Annotated in this window: 15 protein-coding genes; 9 read left to right on the top strand and 6 right to left on the bottom strand. The window is 71.2% G+C overall.

Annotation, left to right across the window (positions count from 1 at the left end):
- On the top strand, positions 1-732 hold the full coding sequence (gene narI / locus PINTE_RS02210; RefSeq protein ID WP_068425614.1) for a respiratory nitrate reductase subunit gamma: 732 nt from the start codon (positions 1-3) through the stop codon (positions 730-732).
- A 540-nt stretch (positions 733-1272) separates the two neighbouring features.
- Here narI and PINTE_RS02205 read toward each other — a convergent pair.
- The 5 genes from PINTE_RS02205 to PINTE_RS02185 form a co-directional block, all read right to left on the bottom strand.
- Positions 1273-2763, bottom strand: coding sequence for a catalase (locus PINTE_RS02205; RefSeq protein ID WP_068425611.1), 1491 nt, complete (start codon positions 2761-2763; stop codon positions 1273-1275).
- A gap of 232 nt (positions 2764-2995) precedes the next feature.
- The gene (locus PINTE_RS02200; protein WP_245642754.1) at positions 2996-3793 is read right to left on the bottom strand and encodes a response regulator transcription factor; all 798 of its coding nucleotides are present in this window, start codon (positions 3791-3793) and stop codon (positions 2996-2998) included.
- A gap of 266 nt (positions 3794-4059) precedes the next feature.
- On the bottom strand, positions 4060-5412 hold the full coding sequence (locus PINTE_RS02195) for a sensor histidine kinase (RefSeq protein WP_068425609.1): 1353 nt from the start codon (positions 5410-5412) through the stop codon (positions 4060-4062).
- Positions 5413-5424: 12 nt separating this feature from the next.
- Positions 5425-6024: a CBS domain-containing protein gene (locus PINTE_RS02190; RefSeq protein ID WP_068425606.1), complete on the bottom strand. Its 600-nt coding sequence runs from the start codon at positions 6022-6024 to the stop codon at positions 5425-5427.
- Between the two features lie 132 nt (positions 6025-6156).
- Entirely contained in the window at positions 6157-6969 is an 813-nt protein-coding gene (locus PINTE_RS02185) for a helix-turn-helix transcriptional regulator (RefSeq protein ID WP_169798436.1), read from the bottom strand.
- Positions 6970-7089: 120 nt separating this feature from the next.
- On the opposite strand from PINTE_RS02185, the gene PINTE_RS23065 reads away from it, so the two are divergent.
- From PINTE_RS23065 to PINTE_RS02155, 6 genes are all read left to right on the top strand, one after another.
- Entirely contained in the window at positions 7090-7317 is a 228-nt protein-coding gene (locus PINTE_RS23065) for a DUF2249 domain-containing protein (RefSeq protein ID WP_068425601.1), read from the top strand.
- The gene (locus PINTE_RS02175; protein ID WP_245642753.1) at positions 7287-8105 is read left to right on the top strand and encodes a gamma-glutamyl-gamma-aminobutyrate hydrolase family protein; all 819 of its coding nucleotides are present in this window, start codon (positions 7287-7289) and stop codon (positions 8103-8105) included. The genes PINTE_RS23065 and PINTE_RS02175 overlap by 31 nt, the downstream gene beginning before the upstream one ends.
- 503 nt (positions 8106-8608) lie before the next feature.
- Complete coding sequence (locus tag PINTE_RS02170; RefSeq protein ID WP_068425598.1) at positions 8609-9610, top strand: hypothetical protein; 1002 nt, start codon at positions 8609-8611, stop codon at positions 9608-9610.
- Between the two features lie 295 nt (positions 9611-9905).
- The gene (locus PINTE_RS02165; RefSeq protein WP_068425595.1) at positions 9906-10880 is read left to right on the top strand and encodes a hypothetical protein; all 975 of its coding nucleotides are present in this window, start codon (positions 9906-9908) and stop codon (positions 10878-10880) included.
- Between the two features lie 304 nt (positions 10881-11184).
- Positions 11185-13359 carry a catalase gene (locus tag PINTE_RS02160; protein ID WP_068425592.1) on the top strand — a complete coding sequence of 725 codons (2175 nt, stop codon included), beginning with the start codon at positions 11185-11187 and terminating at the stop codon, positions 13357-13359.
- Between the two features lie 176 nt (positions 13360-13535).
- A complete protein-coding gene (locus tag PINTE_RS02155) occupies positions 13536-14987 on the top strand; it encodes an alanine/glycine:cation symporter family protein (RefSeq protein ID WP_068425589.1) in 1452 nt (483 codons plus the stop codon).
- Positions 14988-15053: 66 nt separating this feature from the next.
- Here the strand turns inward: PINTE_RS02155 and PINTE_RS02150 are convergent, their stop codons facing one another.
- Positions 15054-15680: a proteasome activator gene (locus PINTE_RS02150; protein WP_068425585.1), complete on the bottom strand. Its 627-nt coding sequence runs from the start codon at positions 15678-15680 to the stop codon at positions 15054-15056.
- Between the two features lie 95 nt (positions 15681-15775).
- Between PINTE_RS02150 and PINTE_RS02145 the strand changes: the two genes are divergently transcribed.
- Both PINTE_RS02145 and PINTE_RS02140 read left to right on the top strand, forming a co-directional pair.
- On the top strand, positions 15776-17101 hold the full coding sequence (locus PINTE_RS02145; RefSeq protein WP_068425582.1) for a M18 family aminopeptidase: 1326 nt from the start codon (positions 15776-15778) through the stop codon (positions 17099-17101).
- A gap of 90 nt (positions 17102-17191) precedes the next feature.
- Positions 17192-17608: a hypothetical protein gene (locus tag PINTE_RS02140; RefSeq protein ID WP_068425579.1), complete on the top strand. Its 417-nt coding sequence runs from the start codon at positions 17192-17194 to the stop codon at positions 17606-17608.
- Positions 17609-17669: the final 61 nt, after the last annotated feature.

Raw genomic sequence — 17669 nt, 5'->3', positions numbered from 1 at the left:
ATGGCAGTCTTCTTGTGGGTCATCATCCCCTACATGTGTCTGATCACCTTCCTGGTCGGACACTGGTGGCGCTACCGCTACGACAAGTTCGGCTGGACCACCCGCAGCTCCCAGATGTACGAATCGAAACTGCTGCGCATCGGCTCCCCGATGTTCCACTTCGGCCTGCTGTTCGTCATCGGCGGCCACTTCCTCGGCCTCGTCATCCCCAAGTCGTGGACCCAGGCCGTCGGCATCAGCCAGGAGATGTACCACTTCATGGCCATCTCCATCGGCGCCGTCGCCGGCGTCTGCACCGTGCTCGGCATGATCATCCTCATCTACCGACGCCGATTCACCGGCCCCGTCTTCGCCGCCACCACCGCCAACGACAAGATCATGTACGTCTTCCTCGCCGCCGTGATCCTGCTCGGCCTCGCCAACACCGTGCTCGGCAACATCGTCTCCCACTACGACTACCGCGAGGGCGTCTCCATCTGGTGGCGGCAGTTCTTCACCCTCCACCCCAACCCCGACCTCATGAGCGCCGCCCCGCTCACCTTCCAGCTGCACACCCTCATGGCCTGCCTGCTGTTCGCGCTCTGGCCCTTCACCCGGCTCGTGCACGTGTTCAGCGCCCCGCTGGAGTACCTCTGGCGCCCGTTCGTCGTCTACCGCTCCAAGCCCGAAGGCCACCTCGGCGCCCGCGACGCCCGCCGCGGCTGGGAGCGCAGCGAGCTCACCCGCCGCTGAGGTTGCACTCCGCTATGCCAGACGGGCGATATGTCGCCCGTCTGGCATAGCGCTGTTCGGGGTCGGCCCGGGTGATGCCTGGCCGTTGGGGCGGGCGGCCGTTGGGGACCGCGTGGCGGGCGGTGGGCCCTGCGGTCGGCGACCATCCGCCCGACCTGCGCTAGCGCTCCGGTCGGGCTCCCGCCAGACCCAGCCAGCCTCCCTTAGGGCCCACCGCCCGCCACGCTCCTTTGTCTGCGCGCGTCACCTCTGCGGTCGGCGACCATCCGCCAGGCTCAGGCTCAGCCAGCCTCCCTTCGGGCCCACCGCCCGCCGCGCGGCCCCGACGCGGGGCAACCGAACGAGGCCGCCGACCGCAGGGCCCACCGCCACGGTGCGACCATTGACGCTGACTCCGCTATGCCAGACGGGCGATATACCGCGCGTTTGGCAGAGCGCCTTCCGGACGCTGAAGTCCGCCCAGGCTCTGGCCACGGACGCGGAACGCCCTGCAGGCCGGGCAACTGGTGACCGACCTGCAGGGCGCGTGGCGAGCGGCGCTTACGCGGAGGTGCGCTCGCGGTAGGTCTTCTCGATCGAGGCGCCGACCTCGTCGTCGATGTTGCGCCAGTAGGCGAACACGTTCGAGAGCACCGGCTCCTCGACGCCGGCCTCCAGCATCGTGGCGACGGTGTCGACGAGGCGCTCGCGCTGGGCGTCGTCGTAGACCTCACGCACGAGGGTGTGCGCCTGGCCGAAGTCGTCGTCCTCGGCGTGCAGGGTGTAGGCGGCGCGCACGAGGGTGCCGTCGGTCTCCCAGCCGTTGTCGACCTTGCCCTGCTGGTCCTGGAACGCGCGCCCGTACGAGTTCGGCGCGTACACCGGGGCGTTGCCGCTGTGGTGGTACTGCATCTGCCCCTCCTTGTCGAAGGAGTTGGTGGGCACCACCGGCGCGTTGACGGGCAGGGAGTTGAAGTTGGTGCCGATGCGGTTGCGGTGCGCGTCCGGGTAGGAGAACACGCGGCCCAGCAGCATCTTGTCGGGGGAGACGCCGGTGCCCGGCACCGTGTTCGACGGGCTGAACGCGGCTTGCTCGATCTGCGCGAAGTGGTTCGAGGGGTTGGCGTTCAGGGTGAACCGGCCGACCTCGATGAGCGGGTAGTCCTTGTGCGACCACGTCTTGGTGAGGTCGAACGGGTTGAATCGGTAGGTCTTCGCGTCCTCGTACGGCATGACCTGCACGTGCAGGGTCCACGACGGGAAGTCGCCGCGTGCGATGGCGTCGAACAGGTCGCGGCGGTGGTAGTCCGCGTCCGCGCCCGCGATCTTGGCCGCCTCCTCGTTGGTCATGTTCTCCACGCCCTGGTCGGTGTGGAAGTGGTACTGCACCCAGAACTTCTCGCCCGCCTCGTTGACCCACAGGTAGGTGTGTGAGGAGTAGCCGTTCATGTGCCGCCACGAGCGCGGCAGGCCACGGTCTCCCATGAGGTAGGCCACCTGGTGCGCCGACTCCGGCGACAGCGACCAGAAGTCCCACTGCATGTTGTTCGAGCGCAGCCCGGAGTCGGGCAGCCGCTTCTGGGAGTGGATGAAGTCGGCGAACTTCATCGGGTCGCGCACGAAGAAGATCGGCGTGTTGTTGCCGACCATGTCGAAGTTGCCGTCCTGGGTGTAGAACTTCAGCGCGAAACCGCGCACGTCGCGCCACGTGTCGGGGGAGCCCAGCTCGCCGGCCACGGTGGAGAAACGCGCCAGCATCGGGGTCGTCGCGCCCGGCTGCAGAAACTTGGCCTTCGTGTAGGCGGAGACGTCGCCGGTGACGACGAACTCACCGAACGCGCCGGAGCCCTTGGCGTGCGGGCTGCGCTCCGGCACTCGCTCCCGGTCGAAACGGGCCAGCTTCTCGACGAGCGCGACGTCGTGCAGCAGCAGCGGGCCGTCGGGGCCGACCGACAGCGAGTTGGCGTCGGACTCCCGAGGCGCGCCGACCTCCGTGGTCGAGGGGATGCTCGGGTCGAATCCCGCGTAGTCGTGATCCTGGTGCTGAGCCATGGGGTGCTCTCCTTCGTCATCGTGCGGTTTCCGTGGGCGGCCCACGCGGCGACTCCCAGGTGCTGCGCGACCGAGGTTGGGGGGCACCGCGATTCGGCCGATGCCCCGGGGCCTCGTGTGCTCGTCGATGAGCACGAGCCGCCCTCGCACCCCACGGTAGCCGCAGGACTTGAATGAATCCAGAAAACTTAGCCTTAGCTGACTACGGCTCCGTGGCCGCGGGTCGGCGTGCTCAGCGATCGCTGAGCAGGTCGCCGAACCCGATGCCCAGGTGCCGTTCGAGGTCGGCGGCGGAGTGGTTGCACAGGAAGTCGGAGAACCGGCGGGTCACCTCGCCCATGTACTCCTCGGCGGTCTTCGGCGCGATGTCGAGCCTGGTCGCGATCGACTTGTACGTCTCACCGCGGGCTCGGCCGCGCAGCACGTCCACCTGGCGCGGTGAAAGGTGCGGCATGCCGCCGCGGCGCTCGACGACCTCGGCCAGGCCGGCCAGGGCCGTCGTGATGACGACCTGACCGATGGCCACGCGACGCACCGCGTCGACGATCGTCTCCAGCGACTCCGACTTGTGGATGACGCCCAGGGCACCGGAGGCGAGACAACCCGCGAGCACCTCTCGGCGCCGCTCGTTCGTGTAGATCAGCGCCCGGTAACCCGCGCGGTGCACCGTCGTCACTCCCGACGCCCCCTGGCGCAGACCCGCGTCGCCGTCCGGCTCCCGCAGCCACAGATCCAGCAGCACGACATCCACCGACGGCTGCGCCTCGATGAGTGCCTCCACCGTCTCGTAGGTCGCCACCACCCGCAGCCCGGGCAGCAGCCGCGCCACGCCCTCCCGGATGAGCGTGTCGTCGTCGACGCAGGCCACCGTCACGTCGTCGCTCGAGCGCGGCCCGTCCGAGCTGTACCACGACGGCATCCCCGACATCGAGAGCCGGTCCGGTGCCGAGCCGCGCGCCATCCCGCCCGAACCGCCCGACCCGCCGGAGGCCGATCGGCGCGCGGAGTGCCGACCGGGAGACGCACCCATGCCGAAGATCAACGGTGCCCCGGCAGGTCGGCGACGCTGCTCCTCGGCGGCCGGCCCACCCGTCTCCGGGCCTGTGTCCAGGGCGCGGCCGGATCGCGGATCGTGTTCCGGCGCGTGGCGATTGCCTCGCCCCCCGGGGGGAGTGGTTCCCGTGTCTCCTGCGGCCACCTGGATATCTTGACCGCTGCAGGGTCGTCTGCCTACCCAGGAAAGTCCCGGGGCCTCGCCAGCCACTCGGGCCGCTCTCGCGGCTCCCGGCCGCGCCGTCAGGAGGACCACAGCGTCGCTCGTCCCTTCGGCCCCGTCATCGACTCACCCGACGCGCGCTCTTCTCGCACGGTGGTCTCCGGGCCTCCGCGCAGCGTCACCGTCGTGCCCTCGCCCGGCGCCGACTCCACCCGCACGTCGAGGCCCGCGCGGGTGCTGGCCCGCTCGACGAGCTCGCCGAGCCCGTAGCCGATGCGGCTGTTCTCACGGTCGAAACCGACTCCGTCGTCACGCACCGTCAGCTCCCAGGCGCCCGCGTCGGCGTCGGCGTGAATGACGCACAGGTCGGACTGCGCGTGCCGGCGCACGTTGTGCAGCAGGGTCGTCAGCGCCGAGCCGACGACGGTCGCGACCGACGCGCGCACCACGGTGCCCTCGGCCAGGTCGACGCTGACCACCGGGTTGAGATCGGCGAAGTCGTGCGCGTCCGCCCGGGCCAGCGACGCCAGGTCAGTGTCCTGCGCGGGCGCCGTCGTCAGCGGCGGCTCGGTCATGAACGCGGCGACCTTGCGGGCCTCCACCGCCGCCTGCCGCCGCTCGGAGTCGGCGAGCGTCGGGTCCTCGATGCCCCGGGCCACGAGGTCGAGGATCGTGGCCTGGTCGTGTAGCAGCGCCCGGTGCCGGGCTGCCTCCGCCTCGGCCGCGGACCGTGCCGCCGCCTCCGTCGCGAGCCGGCGCGCCTCGTCGGTGGCCTCCGCCACCCGCCGGAAGTAGTCCGAGACCAGCCAGCCCACCGCCGTGTAGGCCGGGTACACCAGCGAATTCGTCCAGCCGATGAGCACGATGTCGGGGTGCCCGGAGACGAAACCGGTCGGGATCACCGCGCACACCCACAGCAGCAGCGCCGCGAGCAGCCGGCTGCGGTGCCGCTTGAGGGCCATGCCCGCGAACAGCGCCGACGTGTACGTCACCGAACCGCCCCAGGCGTCCCACTGGCTGATGCGCAGCTCCGGCGGCGTGATGACGAGCACCGCGAGCAGACACACGCAGCTGATGAGCACGTCGACCTTGACGAGCCAGCCGCGCCGACCCAGCGAGCCGTCCCGCAGGCCGATGACGATGAGCACCGCGCTCCACACGACGAACAGGGTGCCCAGCCCGAGGCTGAGCGCCGGCTGCGGGGAGCGGCCGGCGGTGCCGAGCACCGCGGGGATCAGCTTGGTGACGTCGATGGTGCGCAGCGCGAGCACGATGTACAGGAACACCCGGTCCAACCCGGCCAGGGTCGTCTCGGGGCGCGGAAACAACAGGCGCCGCAGCACGCGCCAGGCCGGTCCGGAGACCGATGGCGTGCGGCTCGACCGCCGCGCCCGCGAGCGTCGCTCAGGCTCGTCGTACCCGTCGAACCCCACAGCCGGCCGCGTTCAGGCCTCGACGGGTGGTGTGACGTGCACCCGACGCACGCCGAGCACGGAGTGCGCGATCGCCGCGGCGATGTCGCGTTCGCGGGTGGTGCCCGTGCCGGTCACCTGGACGACGCCGTGATGGACCTCGATGTTCCAGCTGTCCTGGCCGTAGTCGTGGAAGACCGCGCGCAGGTCGGCGGTGAGTTCCTCGTCGCTGCGCCACAGCGCGCGGATGACGTCGCTGCGGCTGATGACGCCGATGAGCCGGCGGCCCCGCACCACCGGCAGGCTCTTGAAGCTGCTCGTCGTGAACAACGTGATGAGGTCTGCGACGTCGCTGCTCTCGGTCGTCGTGCGCGGGTTCGGCGTCATGATCTCGCCGACCGACTCCGGCAGCGGTTCGCTCTCGTGCACGGGCGTCGCGTGGGCCCGGCGATCGGCCTCCACCGCGCGGCGCAGCAGATCGATCTCGCTGAGCACCCCGACGAGCACGTCCTCGTCGTCGACGACCGGCAACGAGGTGACCTTGCGCTCTGCCATGAGTTGCAGGGCCTCGTTCAGGGAGGACTCCCTGTGCACGCTGAAAGCCGGGCAGGTCATGATCTCGCGCACGAGCATCGTGAAGCACCTCGTTGGTCGTCTTGCGGTAGGCGTCATCGTCTGGCCCGCCCGACGCCTCGACGACCCCTCGCCGGTGGCGTAGGACTTGACCGGTCCCAGTGTCGCAGCCCGGTGGCAGGTATCAGTCTGTCAGTTCCGTGACTCGCCCGGGTCGGCAGTTGCGGGGCTCGTGCGGCTCGCCGTCGCATCCGCGCTGGCATCCGCGCTGGTATCGGCGGGTGGGAGAACGAAGGCCGGTCCGGCGGAGCCGTTCTGGCGGAACCGCAGGATGCACGCGCCGGTCTTGGCGAACGGCTCCAGCGAGACCTCTTCTGCCGGGGCGCCGTGGGCCATGTGCAGGGCCTGCGCCATGCCGAGATGCACGCCGCAGACGATCGTCGGGTTCTGCTTGGCGGCCTCCAGCAGCGGGCATTGCCGCAGGTCGACCGAGCCGTCGGGGCGCTCCGCCGGATCGAACCCCAGGCTGTCGATGACCTCGATCGTGCGGCTGCGGGCACCCTCGCGGCCGTCCGGTCCCTTGGCGCCGAGGGCATTACCCCACAGGAGCCCGGCGGCGATCGCGTCGCCGACGGGGTCGCGGCTCGTGCGGCTGATCTGTTCGGCGAGCACCGACGCGAGCGTGGCGTACTCGCGCAGCTGCGGGCGGGACCGCTCCGGTGGCACCGCGCGGTAGTGGATCGGCGGCCGCCCCCGGCCGGTGGCGACCCCGGGGATGCGGTTGGCCAGCCCCATGGCGACGAGGGCGTCGAGATGCTCGCGCACCGTGTTGGTGTGCTGCCCCAGCCCCGCGGAGAGCTGTTGCACTGTGACCGGCTCCGTCGTCTCCGACAAGGCGTCGAGGACCCCCGTCCTGGCTGCGGACAGCTGGGTCGTGGGATCGTGGTTGAGACGCACCGGTCGAGGCCCCAGCCCCGCCACGGTGGCGTCGGACGTTTCGGTCACCAGACCAGTGTATTTACAATGTCGCGCCGTGCGATTATCGAGCGCCGGGAGGTTATTTTGAGCGCCGAATGTGGAGGTTGCGGCTGTGGAGCGGGCGGATGCGGCTCCGGGGCGCGCCGTGTGCCGGAGCTCGACGCGCGGACGATCGATCCGCAGATCCGGCAGGCGGCGATCTTCGGGGTGCTCATCGGGCTGACTCCCGGAGGCGGCGCCACCATCATCACCGACGAGTCGCCGGACCTCGTGCGCACGCTCATCGAAGGCCAGTTCGGCGGCCAGTACCTCGTCGAGGCAGGCAGTAGCGAGAGCGACGACGAGTGGCGCACGACGTTCACCCGCGTCGCCTGAGCCCACCCGACTGCTCGCCTCTCATCGGACTCACCACCTACGTCGAAGCGATCGACCGGGGCGAGTGGGTCGCCCAGCGCACCGCCCTCCTACCGCACGACTACGTGCGGGCCGTCGAGGCGTGCGGGGCGCTGCCGGTGCTCGTGCCGCCCCGCGCCGATCTGACTCCACGCCTGGCCGAGGAACTCGTGGGTCGGCTCGACGGCCTGATCATCACCGGCGGCGCGGACGTCGCGCCGGGGCGCTACGGGCGGCGGCCGCACCCGGCCACCCAACCGCCGCGGCCGGACCGTGACCACAGCGAGTTGCTGCTCACCCGGGCCGCGCGGGCGGCGCAGCTGCCGCTGCTCGGCATCTGCCGGGGCATGCAGATCATGGCGGTCGAGGCGGGCGGCGTGTTGGAGCAGCACGTGCCCGACCGCGTCGGGCACGGCGCCCACGCGCCCGGGTCGGGCACCTTCGGTCGGCACCAGATCCGCGTCGTGGCCGACACCCGCCTCGCCGCGGTCCTCGGCGGGGGTCACAGCCCGCACGGCGACGTCGTCGAGGGCCACTGCGCCCATCACCAGTCGGTGCTGGCGCACCCGGGCTATCGGCCCGCGGCCTTCGCCGCCGACGGCACGTTGGAGGCGATGGAGGCCGACACGTCGGGCCCGCCTGGCGCCGGCGGTGAGCCCGCGCAGTTCGCCCTCGCCGTGCAGTGGCATCCCGAGAACGGCGCGGACGCGCGGCTCTTCGCGGCGCTCGTCGCCGCCGCCCGCGACCGGATGAGGGCGTCAGGGGCCTGAGGGCCGCTGGCCCGCTGGCCCGCGGACCCGTGGACCCGTGGACCCGTGGACCCGCCGAATCGCCGAATCGCCGAATCGCCGAATCGCCGAATCGCCGAATCGCCGAATCGCGGAATCGCGGAATTGCCGAATCGCCGAAACGACGATCCCGATCCGGTTCGACGACGCCCGAGCAGGGCACTTGTGGTTCGAGCCTCCATCGGGAGTGTCGATCCGGCGATACCTCTCGACCGGCCCGGCCGCCGACCCGGCCCGGCGGCGGCCGACCACGGTCTCGCCGACGTACTTGTTGAGCAGCTCGGGGCCACGTCTGGCGACGCCGGCCGGAGGCGCCGGCCGGAGGCGCCGGCCGGAGGCGCCGGCGAAGCCCCGAGGGAAGATCCGCTCTGGGTCTCAGTCGGCCGAGGCGCGGTGCCGGAACCCGGCCGCGACCTCGAGCCGAGTTATCCACAGAAGCCGCCGCCGCTCGGACACGGTTGCGCGGGGTGCGCCAGGCTCGTCGCATGCCCCGCCCCTCCCGCCGCCGTGAACTGCTCGAGGCGCTCGTCGCTGCCGGCGGCGTGGCCGATCGGTCGGTGCTCGTTGCGGCCACGTCGGTGGGTACGGTGCGCGGGGCGGTGGCCGACGGCTCGATCCGGCGACTGCGCCACGGACGGTACGGCCTGACGACCGATGCCGATCCGCGTCTCGGCGACCGGCGCCTCGCGCGCTCCTGGGCCACCTGGAACGACGAGGAGCCGACCCCCGAGGAGGTCGCGGCGCTGACCGCGCGGCACCGGCTGGCTCAGGCCTGTGGCGGTGCCCTCTCCCACCGCTGCGCGGCCGCCCACCATGACTGGCCGATTCTGCGGGAGCCGTCGACCCTGGAGATCGCGCTGCCTACCGGACGCCGGGGGCTCGTCGGGGTCGACACGTGCGTGGTGACCGCCCGTCGAAGCGTGTTGACGGAGGACGAACTGCGGGATGCCGTGCGCAGCCCCTTGGCCACGGTCGCCGACTGCGCGCGGGACCTGCCGTTCACCGAGGCGCTCGCCATCGCTGACTCGGCGCTGCGCAGCGGCGCGGTCGGCCCGAGCGAGCTGGTGCAAGCCACGGCCGCCGGCGGCGGGGTCAACGCGGCGCAGGTGCGTCGGGTCGGTGCCTGTGCCGACCCGCGCGCGGCCAACCCGTTCGAATCCGCCCTCCGGGCCGTTCTGCTCGACGTGTCCGAGCTGACCCTGGTGCCGCAGCTCGAGATCAGCGGCGACGGCTTCGCCGCGCTCGCCGATCTCGGGGATCCGCTGCGGCGCATCGTCTTCGAGGCAAACAGTTACGAATTCCACGGCAGCCCATCGGATTTCGAGGCTGACCTGACGCGTTATGCGGAGCTGACCGGGCGCGACTGGCTGGTTCTGCCTGTCACGCTGTCCCAGGTTTTGGACAAACCTGAGTGGGTTCGCAGCATGGCCAGGGCAGCGGCGTACGTGCGTCGGGCGCACGGATACGGAACCGGCAGGGCGGCCTAACCCTGCGTTGCCGGCGAAGGATTCACCGAATCGACGATCGCGACGCCCCGGCGCCGCGCGCTGACCAGGGGATTCACCCTCGATCGACGGATCGGGATCGTCGATATGGCGATTTTCCCGAGGGTGCCTCCCGAGCCGGGGGCCCGCTGCGCCGGGGCGAGGGGGTGCCCGTCCCGCGGTCGTGCGTCCGCGCGGCGCGGATTGTCCGTATTCCCGTTGCGCGGGTCGGTCCCGGGCGCTCGGCGAGCGCCGCCATACGATGGCGCGCGACACCGGTCGATGTGTAAGGAGCGACATGAGGACCCGTCGGCGAGCCGTCGCCCCCGTGCTGGTGAGCGTGAGCGCGGTCGGCGCCCTCGCGCTGAGCGCCTGTTCGATCGCCCCCGAGAATCCCACCGCCAACGGCACCGGGATGCCCGTCAACGCTCAGGTCGATGAGCAGTCGCCGACCCCCACGCCCACGCCGAAGGAACTGCCCGGCGGCGGTCGTCAGATCTTCCCGACCTACCGGCTCGTCGGCTACTCGGGCATCATCGGCAGCGGCCCGGGCCTGGGCCGCGCGGGCGTCGGCGACATCGACGACCGGATGAAGGAGATCATCGAGCGGGCCAAGCCCTACGCCGTCGACGGTCGCAAGATCATGCCGACCCTCGAGTACATCGCCACGATGGTGCACCCCTGCAAGAACGCCCCGAAGTGCCGCACGCGCTCGACCGACGCGAAGATTCAGGAGCACCTCGACGCGGTGCGCAAGGTCGACGGCTACCTGCTGCTGGCCATCCAGCCCGGCCGCTCCGACTTCCCGACCGAGGTCAAGGCCTACGAGAAGTTCCTCAAGGAGCCCGACGTCGGCCTCGCCATGGACCCCGAGTGGCGGATGGGCCCCAACCAGGAGCCGATGCGCACCTTCGGCTCGACGAGCGGCACCGAGCTCGACCAGGTCAACCAGTACGTCTCCAAGCTCGTCAAGGACAACGACCTGCCGGACAAGGTCGTGCTCTACCACATGATCCGCACCAACTGGGTGCGCGGCCCGGAGAACCTCAAGCAGCACCCGGGCGTCGTCAACATCGTCAGCGTCGACGGCATCGGCTCCAAGTCGATGAAGACCGAGACGTGGAACGCGATCATGAAGGTCAAGCCCGCCCATGTGCACCCCGGGTTCAAGCTGTTCTACCAAGAGGATACCGCCCGCCCCAGCTGGAAGCTCATGACGCCGCAGGAGGTGCTGGCCCTCACGCCGCGCCCGGAGTACGTGCTCTACGAATGAGCCGGCAGCACCGGCCCGGTGTGACCCGAAGCCGGGATTGATCCGACTCCGGCGCATGACCGGCGCGCGATAGGGCAAGGGGAAGTCGAGGCGGCCACCGGCCGACCTCGTTTTCCACGCGCGGTCCAGCCCCGGCCGTTCGTGCCGCCCGGGAGTCCGAATCGGTCGCACGTCGGTCGCTTGTCGGTCGCACGCCGGTCGCGCTCTGGCGTCGAGTCGGTCGACCCTTTGCCGTCCGCGCCGTCCCCTCTGAGCCGGACCTCGGGCCTGAACGTGTCGCACCGACGCAGTACAGGAGCCCGTTATGCCCGCCGACGCATCCTCCCCGTCCTTCGACGAACCCCGCGACCCCCGCGGACCGCTGCCCCCCAAGCCCGACCAGCGCGCGCCCCGCCCGATCAGCGCCACCGGCACCAACGGCGACCAGCCCGCCGACGCCCGCGCCCAGCGCGGCGAGTACCTGACGACCTCGCAGGGGCTGCGCCTGCCCGACACCGACCACTCCCTCAAGGCCGGTCGGCGCGGCCCGACGCTGCTCATGGACCACCACCTGCGCGAGAAGATCACGCACTTCGACCACGAGCGCATCCCCGAGCGGGTCGTGCACGCCCGCGGCGCCGCCGCCCACGGCACGTTCGTGGCCAACGGCAACGCCGCCTCCGTGTGCCGCGCCGGCTTTCTCGAGGAGAACGCGACGACGCCAGTGTTCGTGCGGTTCTCCACCGTGCTCGGCTCGCGCGGCTCGGCCGACACCGTGCGCGACACCCGCGGCTTCGCGACGAAGTTCTACACGACTCAGGGCACCTTCGACCTGGTCGGCAACAACATGCCGGTCTTCTTCATCCAGGACGGCATCAAGTTTCCCGACATCGTGCACGCCGGCAAACCCCACCCGGACCGGGAGATCCCGCAGGCGCAGAGCGCCCACGACACGTTCTGGGACTTCGTCTCCCTGCACACCGAGGCGCAGCACCTGACGATGTGGAACATGTCCGACCGGGGCATCCCGCGCTCGTTCCGCATGATGGAGGGCTTCGGCGTGCACACCTTCCGGCTCAGCAACCACGACGGGTCGACGAGCCTGGCCAAGTTCCACTGGAAGCCCGTCAACGGCATCCACTCGATGGTCTGGGAGGAGGCCCAGCTCACCCAGGGCATGGACCCCGACTTCCACCGCCGCGACCTCGCCGACGCGATCGAGGCGGGAGCCTTCCCGCAGTGGCACCTCGGACTGCAGGTCGTGCCCGACACCGAGGACGAGGTTTTCGAGGGGGTCGACCTGCTCGACCCGACGAAGATCATCCCCGAGGAACTGGCTCCGGTGCAGATCGTCGGCACCATGACCCTCGACGCCAACCCGACGAACTACTTCGCGGAGACCGAACAGGTCGCCTTCCACCCCGGTCACCTCGTGCCCGGCATCGAGGTGACCAACGACCCGCTGCTGCAGGCGCGGCTGTTCTCCTATGTCGACACGCAACTGACCCGCCTGGGCGGCCCGAACTTCTCGCAGATCCCCATCAACCGCAGCCACGCGCCGGTCAACGATATGCTGCGCGACGGCTTCCACCAGCACGCCGTGCACTCCGGGGTGGCGCCGTACCACCCGAACTCCCTCGACGGCGGCAACCCCTTCCCGGCCACCGCGCAGCAGCACGCGTACGTGGAGGTCAGCCGGCCCGTCTCCGGGGAGGTCGGGCGGGGTCATCCGCAGAGCTTCGCCGACCACTTCTCCCAGCCGCGCATGTTCTACCGGAGCCTGAGCCCGACCGAGCAGGCCCACGTCGCCGCCGCGTACACGTTCGAACTCGCCAAGTGCTTCGAGCAGACGGTGCGAGAGCGGCAGCTCGTGGCGCTCGCGAACATCGACGAGCAGCTGTGCGAGACCGTCGCACAGGGCCTCGGGATGCCGGCGCCCAAGGCCACCGGCGCCGCCGCGGACGAGCGGCTCAGCCCGGCCCTGTCGCAGCTGCGTGACGAGTCGTACCCGGTCGCGGGCCGGGTTGTCGGCATCGTCGCCGACGAGACCAGCGACCTTGGGCTCGTGGCGACGGCCGTCGAGCAGTTGACCGGCGCCGATATCACCGCGCTGGTCGTGGCGCCGCACGGCGGGTTCCTCGGCGGCGACGAGGTGGCGGTGCAGCGCACGTTCGCCGCCGCGCGATCGGTGGAGTTCGACGCGGTGCTGGTCGTCGGTGCGCCCGCCCCCGCGGCGGACGCGCACCCCGCCTCCGACGCGAAGGCCGGGGCGCCGGTGGCCCAGCGCCCGGCGCTGGACCCGCGGGTCGCCCTGCTGTTGCAGGAGGCGTACCGGCACGCCAAGGCGATCGGCGCGGTGCACGCCGAGGACGCCCTCACGGCGGTCGGGATCGGCGCCGGTCCGGGCGTGGTCGCCGGCACCGACTCCGGGCAGGTCGCCGTCGAGGTCATCGAGTTGCTCGGGCACCACCGCGTTTGGGAGCGCTTCCCGATCGCCTGAGATCGCTCAGTCGGTGGCGGGGTCGAGACACGCGCTCGACCCCGCCTCCGGTGTGTCGGCCCCGCATCGTGGCCGGTGACGAATCGGTCACATCGACGGTTGTGAAAACTCTCAGAAACGTGGGTCCGATAGTTTCCAGCGACAACATTCGCTGAACTACCCGAGGAGGGCGCGCTGTGCTCGACTTCATCACCGGCCCGCTGAACGAATTCCTGGCCACCTACGTGCTGGTGCCGATGTTGGCGCTCGCCGGAATCCTGTTCACCGTCTGGTCGCGTGGCGTGCAGTTCCGTTCGTTCGGCAAGATGCTGCGGGTCATCCTCGGGTCGCGCTCGAACGCGGGCGAGGGCATCTCGTCGTTCCAGGCGTTCTGCATCAGCCTCGCGAGCCGGGTCGGCACCGGCAACATCGCGGGCGTCGCGATCGCCCTCGCGCTCGGCGGCCCGGGCGCGATCTTCTGGATGTGGGTCATGGCGCTCATCGGCATGGCGACCGCGTTCACCGAGGCCACGCTGGCCCAGCTGTACAAGCAGCCGCACCACGACGGCACGTTCCGAGGCGGCCCGGCCTACTACATCCAGCGCGGCCTGGGCTCACGCGGCTTCGGCGCCCTCTTCGCGTGCCTGCTGATCTTCACCTTCGGCCTGTCGTTCAACATGGTGCAGGCCAACACCATCGCCTCCGTTCTGGAGTCGGGTCACGGGATCTCCCCGACGGTCACCGCCGTCGGCCTGGCGATCCTCACCGGCGTCATCATCTTCGGCGGGCTGAAGTCGATCGCCCGGGTCACCGAGATCGTGGCGCCCGTCATGGCGCTGGTGTACTTCCTGCTCGCCGTCTTCGTCGTGCTGACCAGCCTGCCCGCCGTGCCCGGGGTCATCTCCGACATCTTCCGCGGCGCCTTCGGTCTCGACCAGGCGCTGGCCGGCGTCGCGGGCGGTATGGCCGCAGCCCTCATGAACGGCGTCCAGCGCGGCATGTTCTCCAACGAGGCGGGCATGGGCTCGGCCCCCAACGCGGCCGCGACCGCCACCGTCAGCCACCCCGCCCACCAGGGCCTCATCCAGGCCGCCGGTGTCTTCGTCGACACGATCATCGTGTGCACCGCCACCGCGACGATGATCCTGCTCGCCGGCCCCGAGATCTACACCCCCGGCGTGACCACCCGCGAGCAGGCCGGCGCGGCCCTCACGCAGAACGCGCTCGCCTCCGAACTCGGCACCTGGGTGGTGCCGGTGATGACCGTGCTCGTCTTCGTGTTCGCGTTCTCCTCGGTGCTCGGCAACACGACCTATGCCGAGATCAACGTCGACTACCTCGGCGGCGGGCGCATCGGTGACATCGTGCTGCGCACCGGCGTCGTCATCGCCGTCGTCGTCGGCGCCCTCGTCAGCCTGTCGACCGTGTGGTCGCTCGCCGACGTCGCGATGACCCTCATGGCGGTCGTCAACCTCATCGCGCTGTTCCTGCTCGGCAAGTACGCCATGGCGACCCTGCGCGACCTCGACCGGGCGCCGAACGTGTCCGACGCCGAGTTCGACCTCGACCACCTGTCGCAGCGCCCCCGCGGCGTGCTCGACGAGGTCTGGGGCCCCAAGCCCACTCCCGAGCGCACCCCACAGCCCTGACCGACCGCCCGGGCGTGAGCTGCCGGGGCGTTGAGGGGCGTTCGACGGCGTCCGGCGACGCGGGCCTCAGAGGTACTGACCAGTGGGGCCGCCGTCCCCGGGCGCTCCGAATCCCGGTTGGCCGGGCTGACCCGGCTGGCCCGGCCCGCTTGGCTGGCCCGGCTGCCCGGGCTGGCCCGGCTGCCCGGGCACGACGGAGCCGGGCAGGGCTCGCCGCATCTGCTGCAGCTGCTGCTGCGCGGCCATCTGCTGAGCGAACAGCGCCGCCTGGATGCCGTGGAACAGCCCCTCGAGCCAGCCGACGAGCTGCGCCTGGGCGATCCGCAGCTCGGCGTCGCTGGGGGAGTCCTCGGTGAACGGCAGGCTGATCCGCTCCAGCTCCTCGACGAGCTCGGGCGCCAGACCGTCCTCGAGCTCGCGGATCGAGCGGCGGTGCACCTCGGCGAGCCGGGCCCGACCCTTGTCGTCGAGCGGCTGGTTGCGCACCTCTTCGAGCAGCTGCTTGACCATCGAGCCGATCCGCATGACCTTCGCGGGCTGCTCGATGAGGTCGGCCGGGGCCTTGTCCTGCTCGGGGTCGTGCACCCCCATGCCACCCTCGGTGACGACGACGACGCGCTCGCGGTCGCCCCGGGCGGGCTCCTCGGGCTCCGCGCCGGAGGCGGGCTGCTGGGCAGAGGTCGGATCGGTCATCCACCCATCGTGCCCGACCCGCCCCTGACTCGACACCCCGGACCACCCGCGCCCGCGAGCTCCTGCTCCCCGCGCCGCGTCCGTATCGTGGGGGAATGCCGACGCCCGACGCCGCAGCCCGTCTCGATCACGTCGCCGGCCTGTGCGACTTCATCGACGCATCCCCGTCCCCGTTCCACGCCGTGCAGACCGCGGTCGCCGCGCTGGAGGCCGCCGGGTTCAGTGAGCTGCGCGAGACCGACCCCTGGCCCGGCTCCGGACGCCACTACGTGCGCCGCGCCGGCTCGCTGGCCGCCTGGTCGACCGAGGCCGTCGGTGACCTGCCGTCGAGCGCGGGCTTTCGGGTGCTCGGCGGGCACACCGACTCCCCGAACCTGCGGATCAAGCCGAATCCCGATGTCACCCGGCTGGAGTGGGACCAGCTCGGCGTCGAGGTGTACGGCGGTCCGCTCATCACGACGTGGCTCGACCGCGACCTCGGTCTCTCCGGCCGCGTCGCGATCCGCGACGCCGAGGCGCCCGGCGGTATCGCCCAGCGCCTCGTGCTCGTCGACGAGCCCCTGCTGCGGGTGGCGCATCTGGCGATCCACCTCGACCGGGCGTCGGCGCAGGAGGGGGTGCGGCTCAACGAGCAGCAGCACCTCGCGCCGGTCTGGGGCGCCTCCGCCGGAGCCGGTCCGAGCCTGCGGGCCTTTCTCGCCGACCGCCTCGAGGTGCCGGAGCGCGACGTGCTGGCGCACGACCTCATGACCCACGACCTCACGCCCGCCACGCGATTCGGGCGCGACGCCGACCTCGTCGCGGCCCCGCGGCTGGACAACCTCGCTACCGCCTACGCGGGGGTGCAGGCGCTCATCGCCGCCGACGCCGCGCTGGCCGGCGACGGCGGGCGCATCCCCCTGCTCGTGTTGTTCGACCACGAGGAGATCGGTTCGATGACCGACCGAGGCGGGTTCAGCAGCTTCCTGCCGACCCTGCTCGAACGCGTCGTGCTCTCCCGGGGCGGCGACCGGGAGGACCTGCACCGGGCCCTCGCGGACAGCCTCGTGTGCTCGGCCGACATGGCGCACGCGACCCACCCCAACTACATCGAGCGGCACGAACCCGAACACCGCATCGCGATCAACGGCGGCCCGGTGCTCAAGGTCAACGCCAAGGGCCGCTACGCCAGCGACGCCCCGGGCGCGGCGGCGTTCGCGCTGGCCTGCGAGCAGGCGGGGGTGCCCATGCAGCGCTTCGTCGTGCGCTCGGACCTGCCGTGCGGCTCGACGATCGGGCCGATGAGCGCCGCGCTGACCGGCGTGGTCACCGTCGACGTCGGAGCCCCGATGCTGTCGATGCACTCTGCCCGCGAGATGTGCGGCGCCGACGACCCGGCGATGTACGTCGCGGCGCTCACCGCGATGCTCGCCCCGTCGTGAGCGGCCTGAGCGGTGCGGCCACTGCGCGGGAATGCCGACCGTGACCTCCGTGTTGAGAGCCACTATCAAAGTCGTAGCGATGGAGGAGAGATGGACAACACCCGCGTGACGGCGTTCTCCCAGGGCGACTCCCCGGAGCGGTGGTCGGAGTACGACGAGTTCCGTTGGGCGCAGGAGCTACTCGACCAGCGTCGCCCGGGTCGGGCGGTGCCGGTGCTCGAGACGCTGCTGACCCAGGTGCGGGAGTCGGCCCCCGAGCAGGTCGGTGTCGTGCGTGCCGAGTTGGCCCGCGCCTACTTCCACGCCGCCCGGTTGGGGGCCGCCGAGGAGCTGGCCCGGGAGGCGTTCGACGCCGACCCCACCGACGCCCAGGCAGGCGTGCTGCTGGCCCGCGTGCTGCAGCGGCGCAGCCGGCACACCGAGGCCGCCGCCCTGCTGCCCCGCCTCGAGGCGCTCCTCGGGCCGGCGCACGAATCGATGGTCTGCCTGCGCGAGCGCGCCCGCTGACCGGCCGGCGTCCATGGGTCCCCAGTTCCCCGGGAACTGAGGACCTAGGGCCCCGGGCGCC

The sequence above is a fragment of the Piscicoccus intestinalis NBRC 104926 genome (assembly GCF_001515525.1).
In the GTDB taxonomy this organism is placed as follows: Bacteria; Actinomycetota; Actinomycetes; order Actinomycetales; family Dermatophilaceae; genus Kineosphaera; species Kineosphaera intestinalis.
This window is presented reverse-complemented; position numbering and strand designations above follow the sequence as displayed.

Bases quoted from the DNA above. Each gene is read 5' to 3' on its own strand.
- PINTE_RS02200 (WP_245642754.1), bottom strand. From the start codon at position 3,793: ATGGGTGCGTCTCCCGGTCGGCACTCCGCGCGCCGATCGGCCTCCGGC.
- PINTE_RS02145 (WP_068425582.1), top strand. From the start codon at position 15,776: ATGCCGACGCCCGACGCCGCAGCCCGTCTCGATCACGTCGCCGGCCTG.
- PINTE_RS02140 (WP_068425579.1), top strand. From the start codon at position 17,192: ATGGACAACACCCGCGTGACGGCGTTCTCCCAGGGCGACTCCCCGGAG.
- PINTE_RS02190 (WP_068425606.1), bottom strand. From the start codon at position 6,024: ATGCTCGTGCGCGAGATCATGACCTGCCCGGCTTTCAGCGTGCACAGG.
- PINTE_RS02150 (WP_068425585.1), bottom strand. From the start codon at position 15,680: ATGACCGATCCGACCTCTGCCCAGCAGCCCGCCTCCGGCGCGGAGCCC.
- PINTE_RS02170 (WP_068425598.1), top strand. From the start codon at position 8,609: ATGCCCCGCCCCTCCCGCCGCCGTGAACTGCTCGAGGCGCTCGTCGCT.
- PINTE_RS02205 (WP_068425611.1), bottom strand. From the start codon at position 2,763: ATGGCTCAGCACCAGGATCACGACTACGCGGGATTCGACCCGAGCATC.
- narI (WP_068425614.1), top strand. From the start codon at position 1: ATGGCAGTCTTCTTGTGGGTCATCATCCCCTACATGTGTCTGATCACC.
- PINTE_RS02165 (WP_068425595.1), top strand. From the start codon at position 9,906: ATGAGGACCCGTCGGCGAGCCGTCGCCCCCGTGCTGGTGAGCGTGAGC.
- PINTE_RS02160 (WP_068425592.1), top strand. From the start codon at position 11,185: ATGCCCGCCGACGCATCCTCCCCGTCCTTCGACGAACCCCGCGACCCC.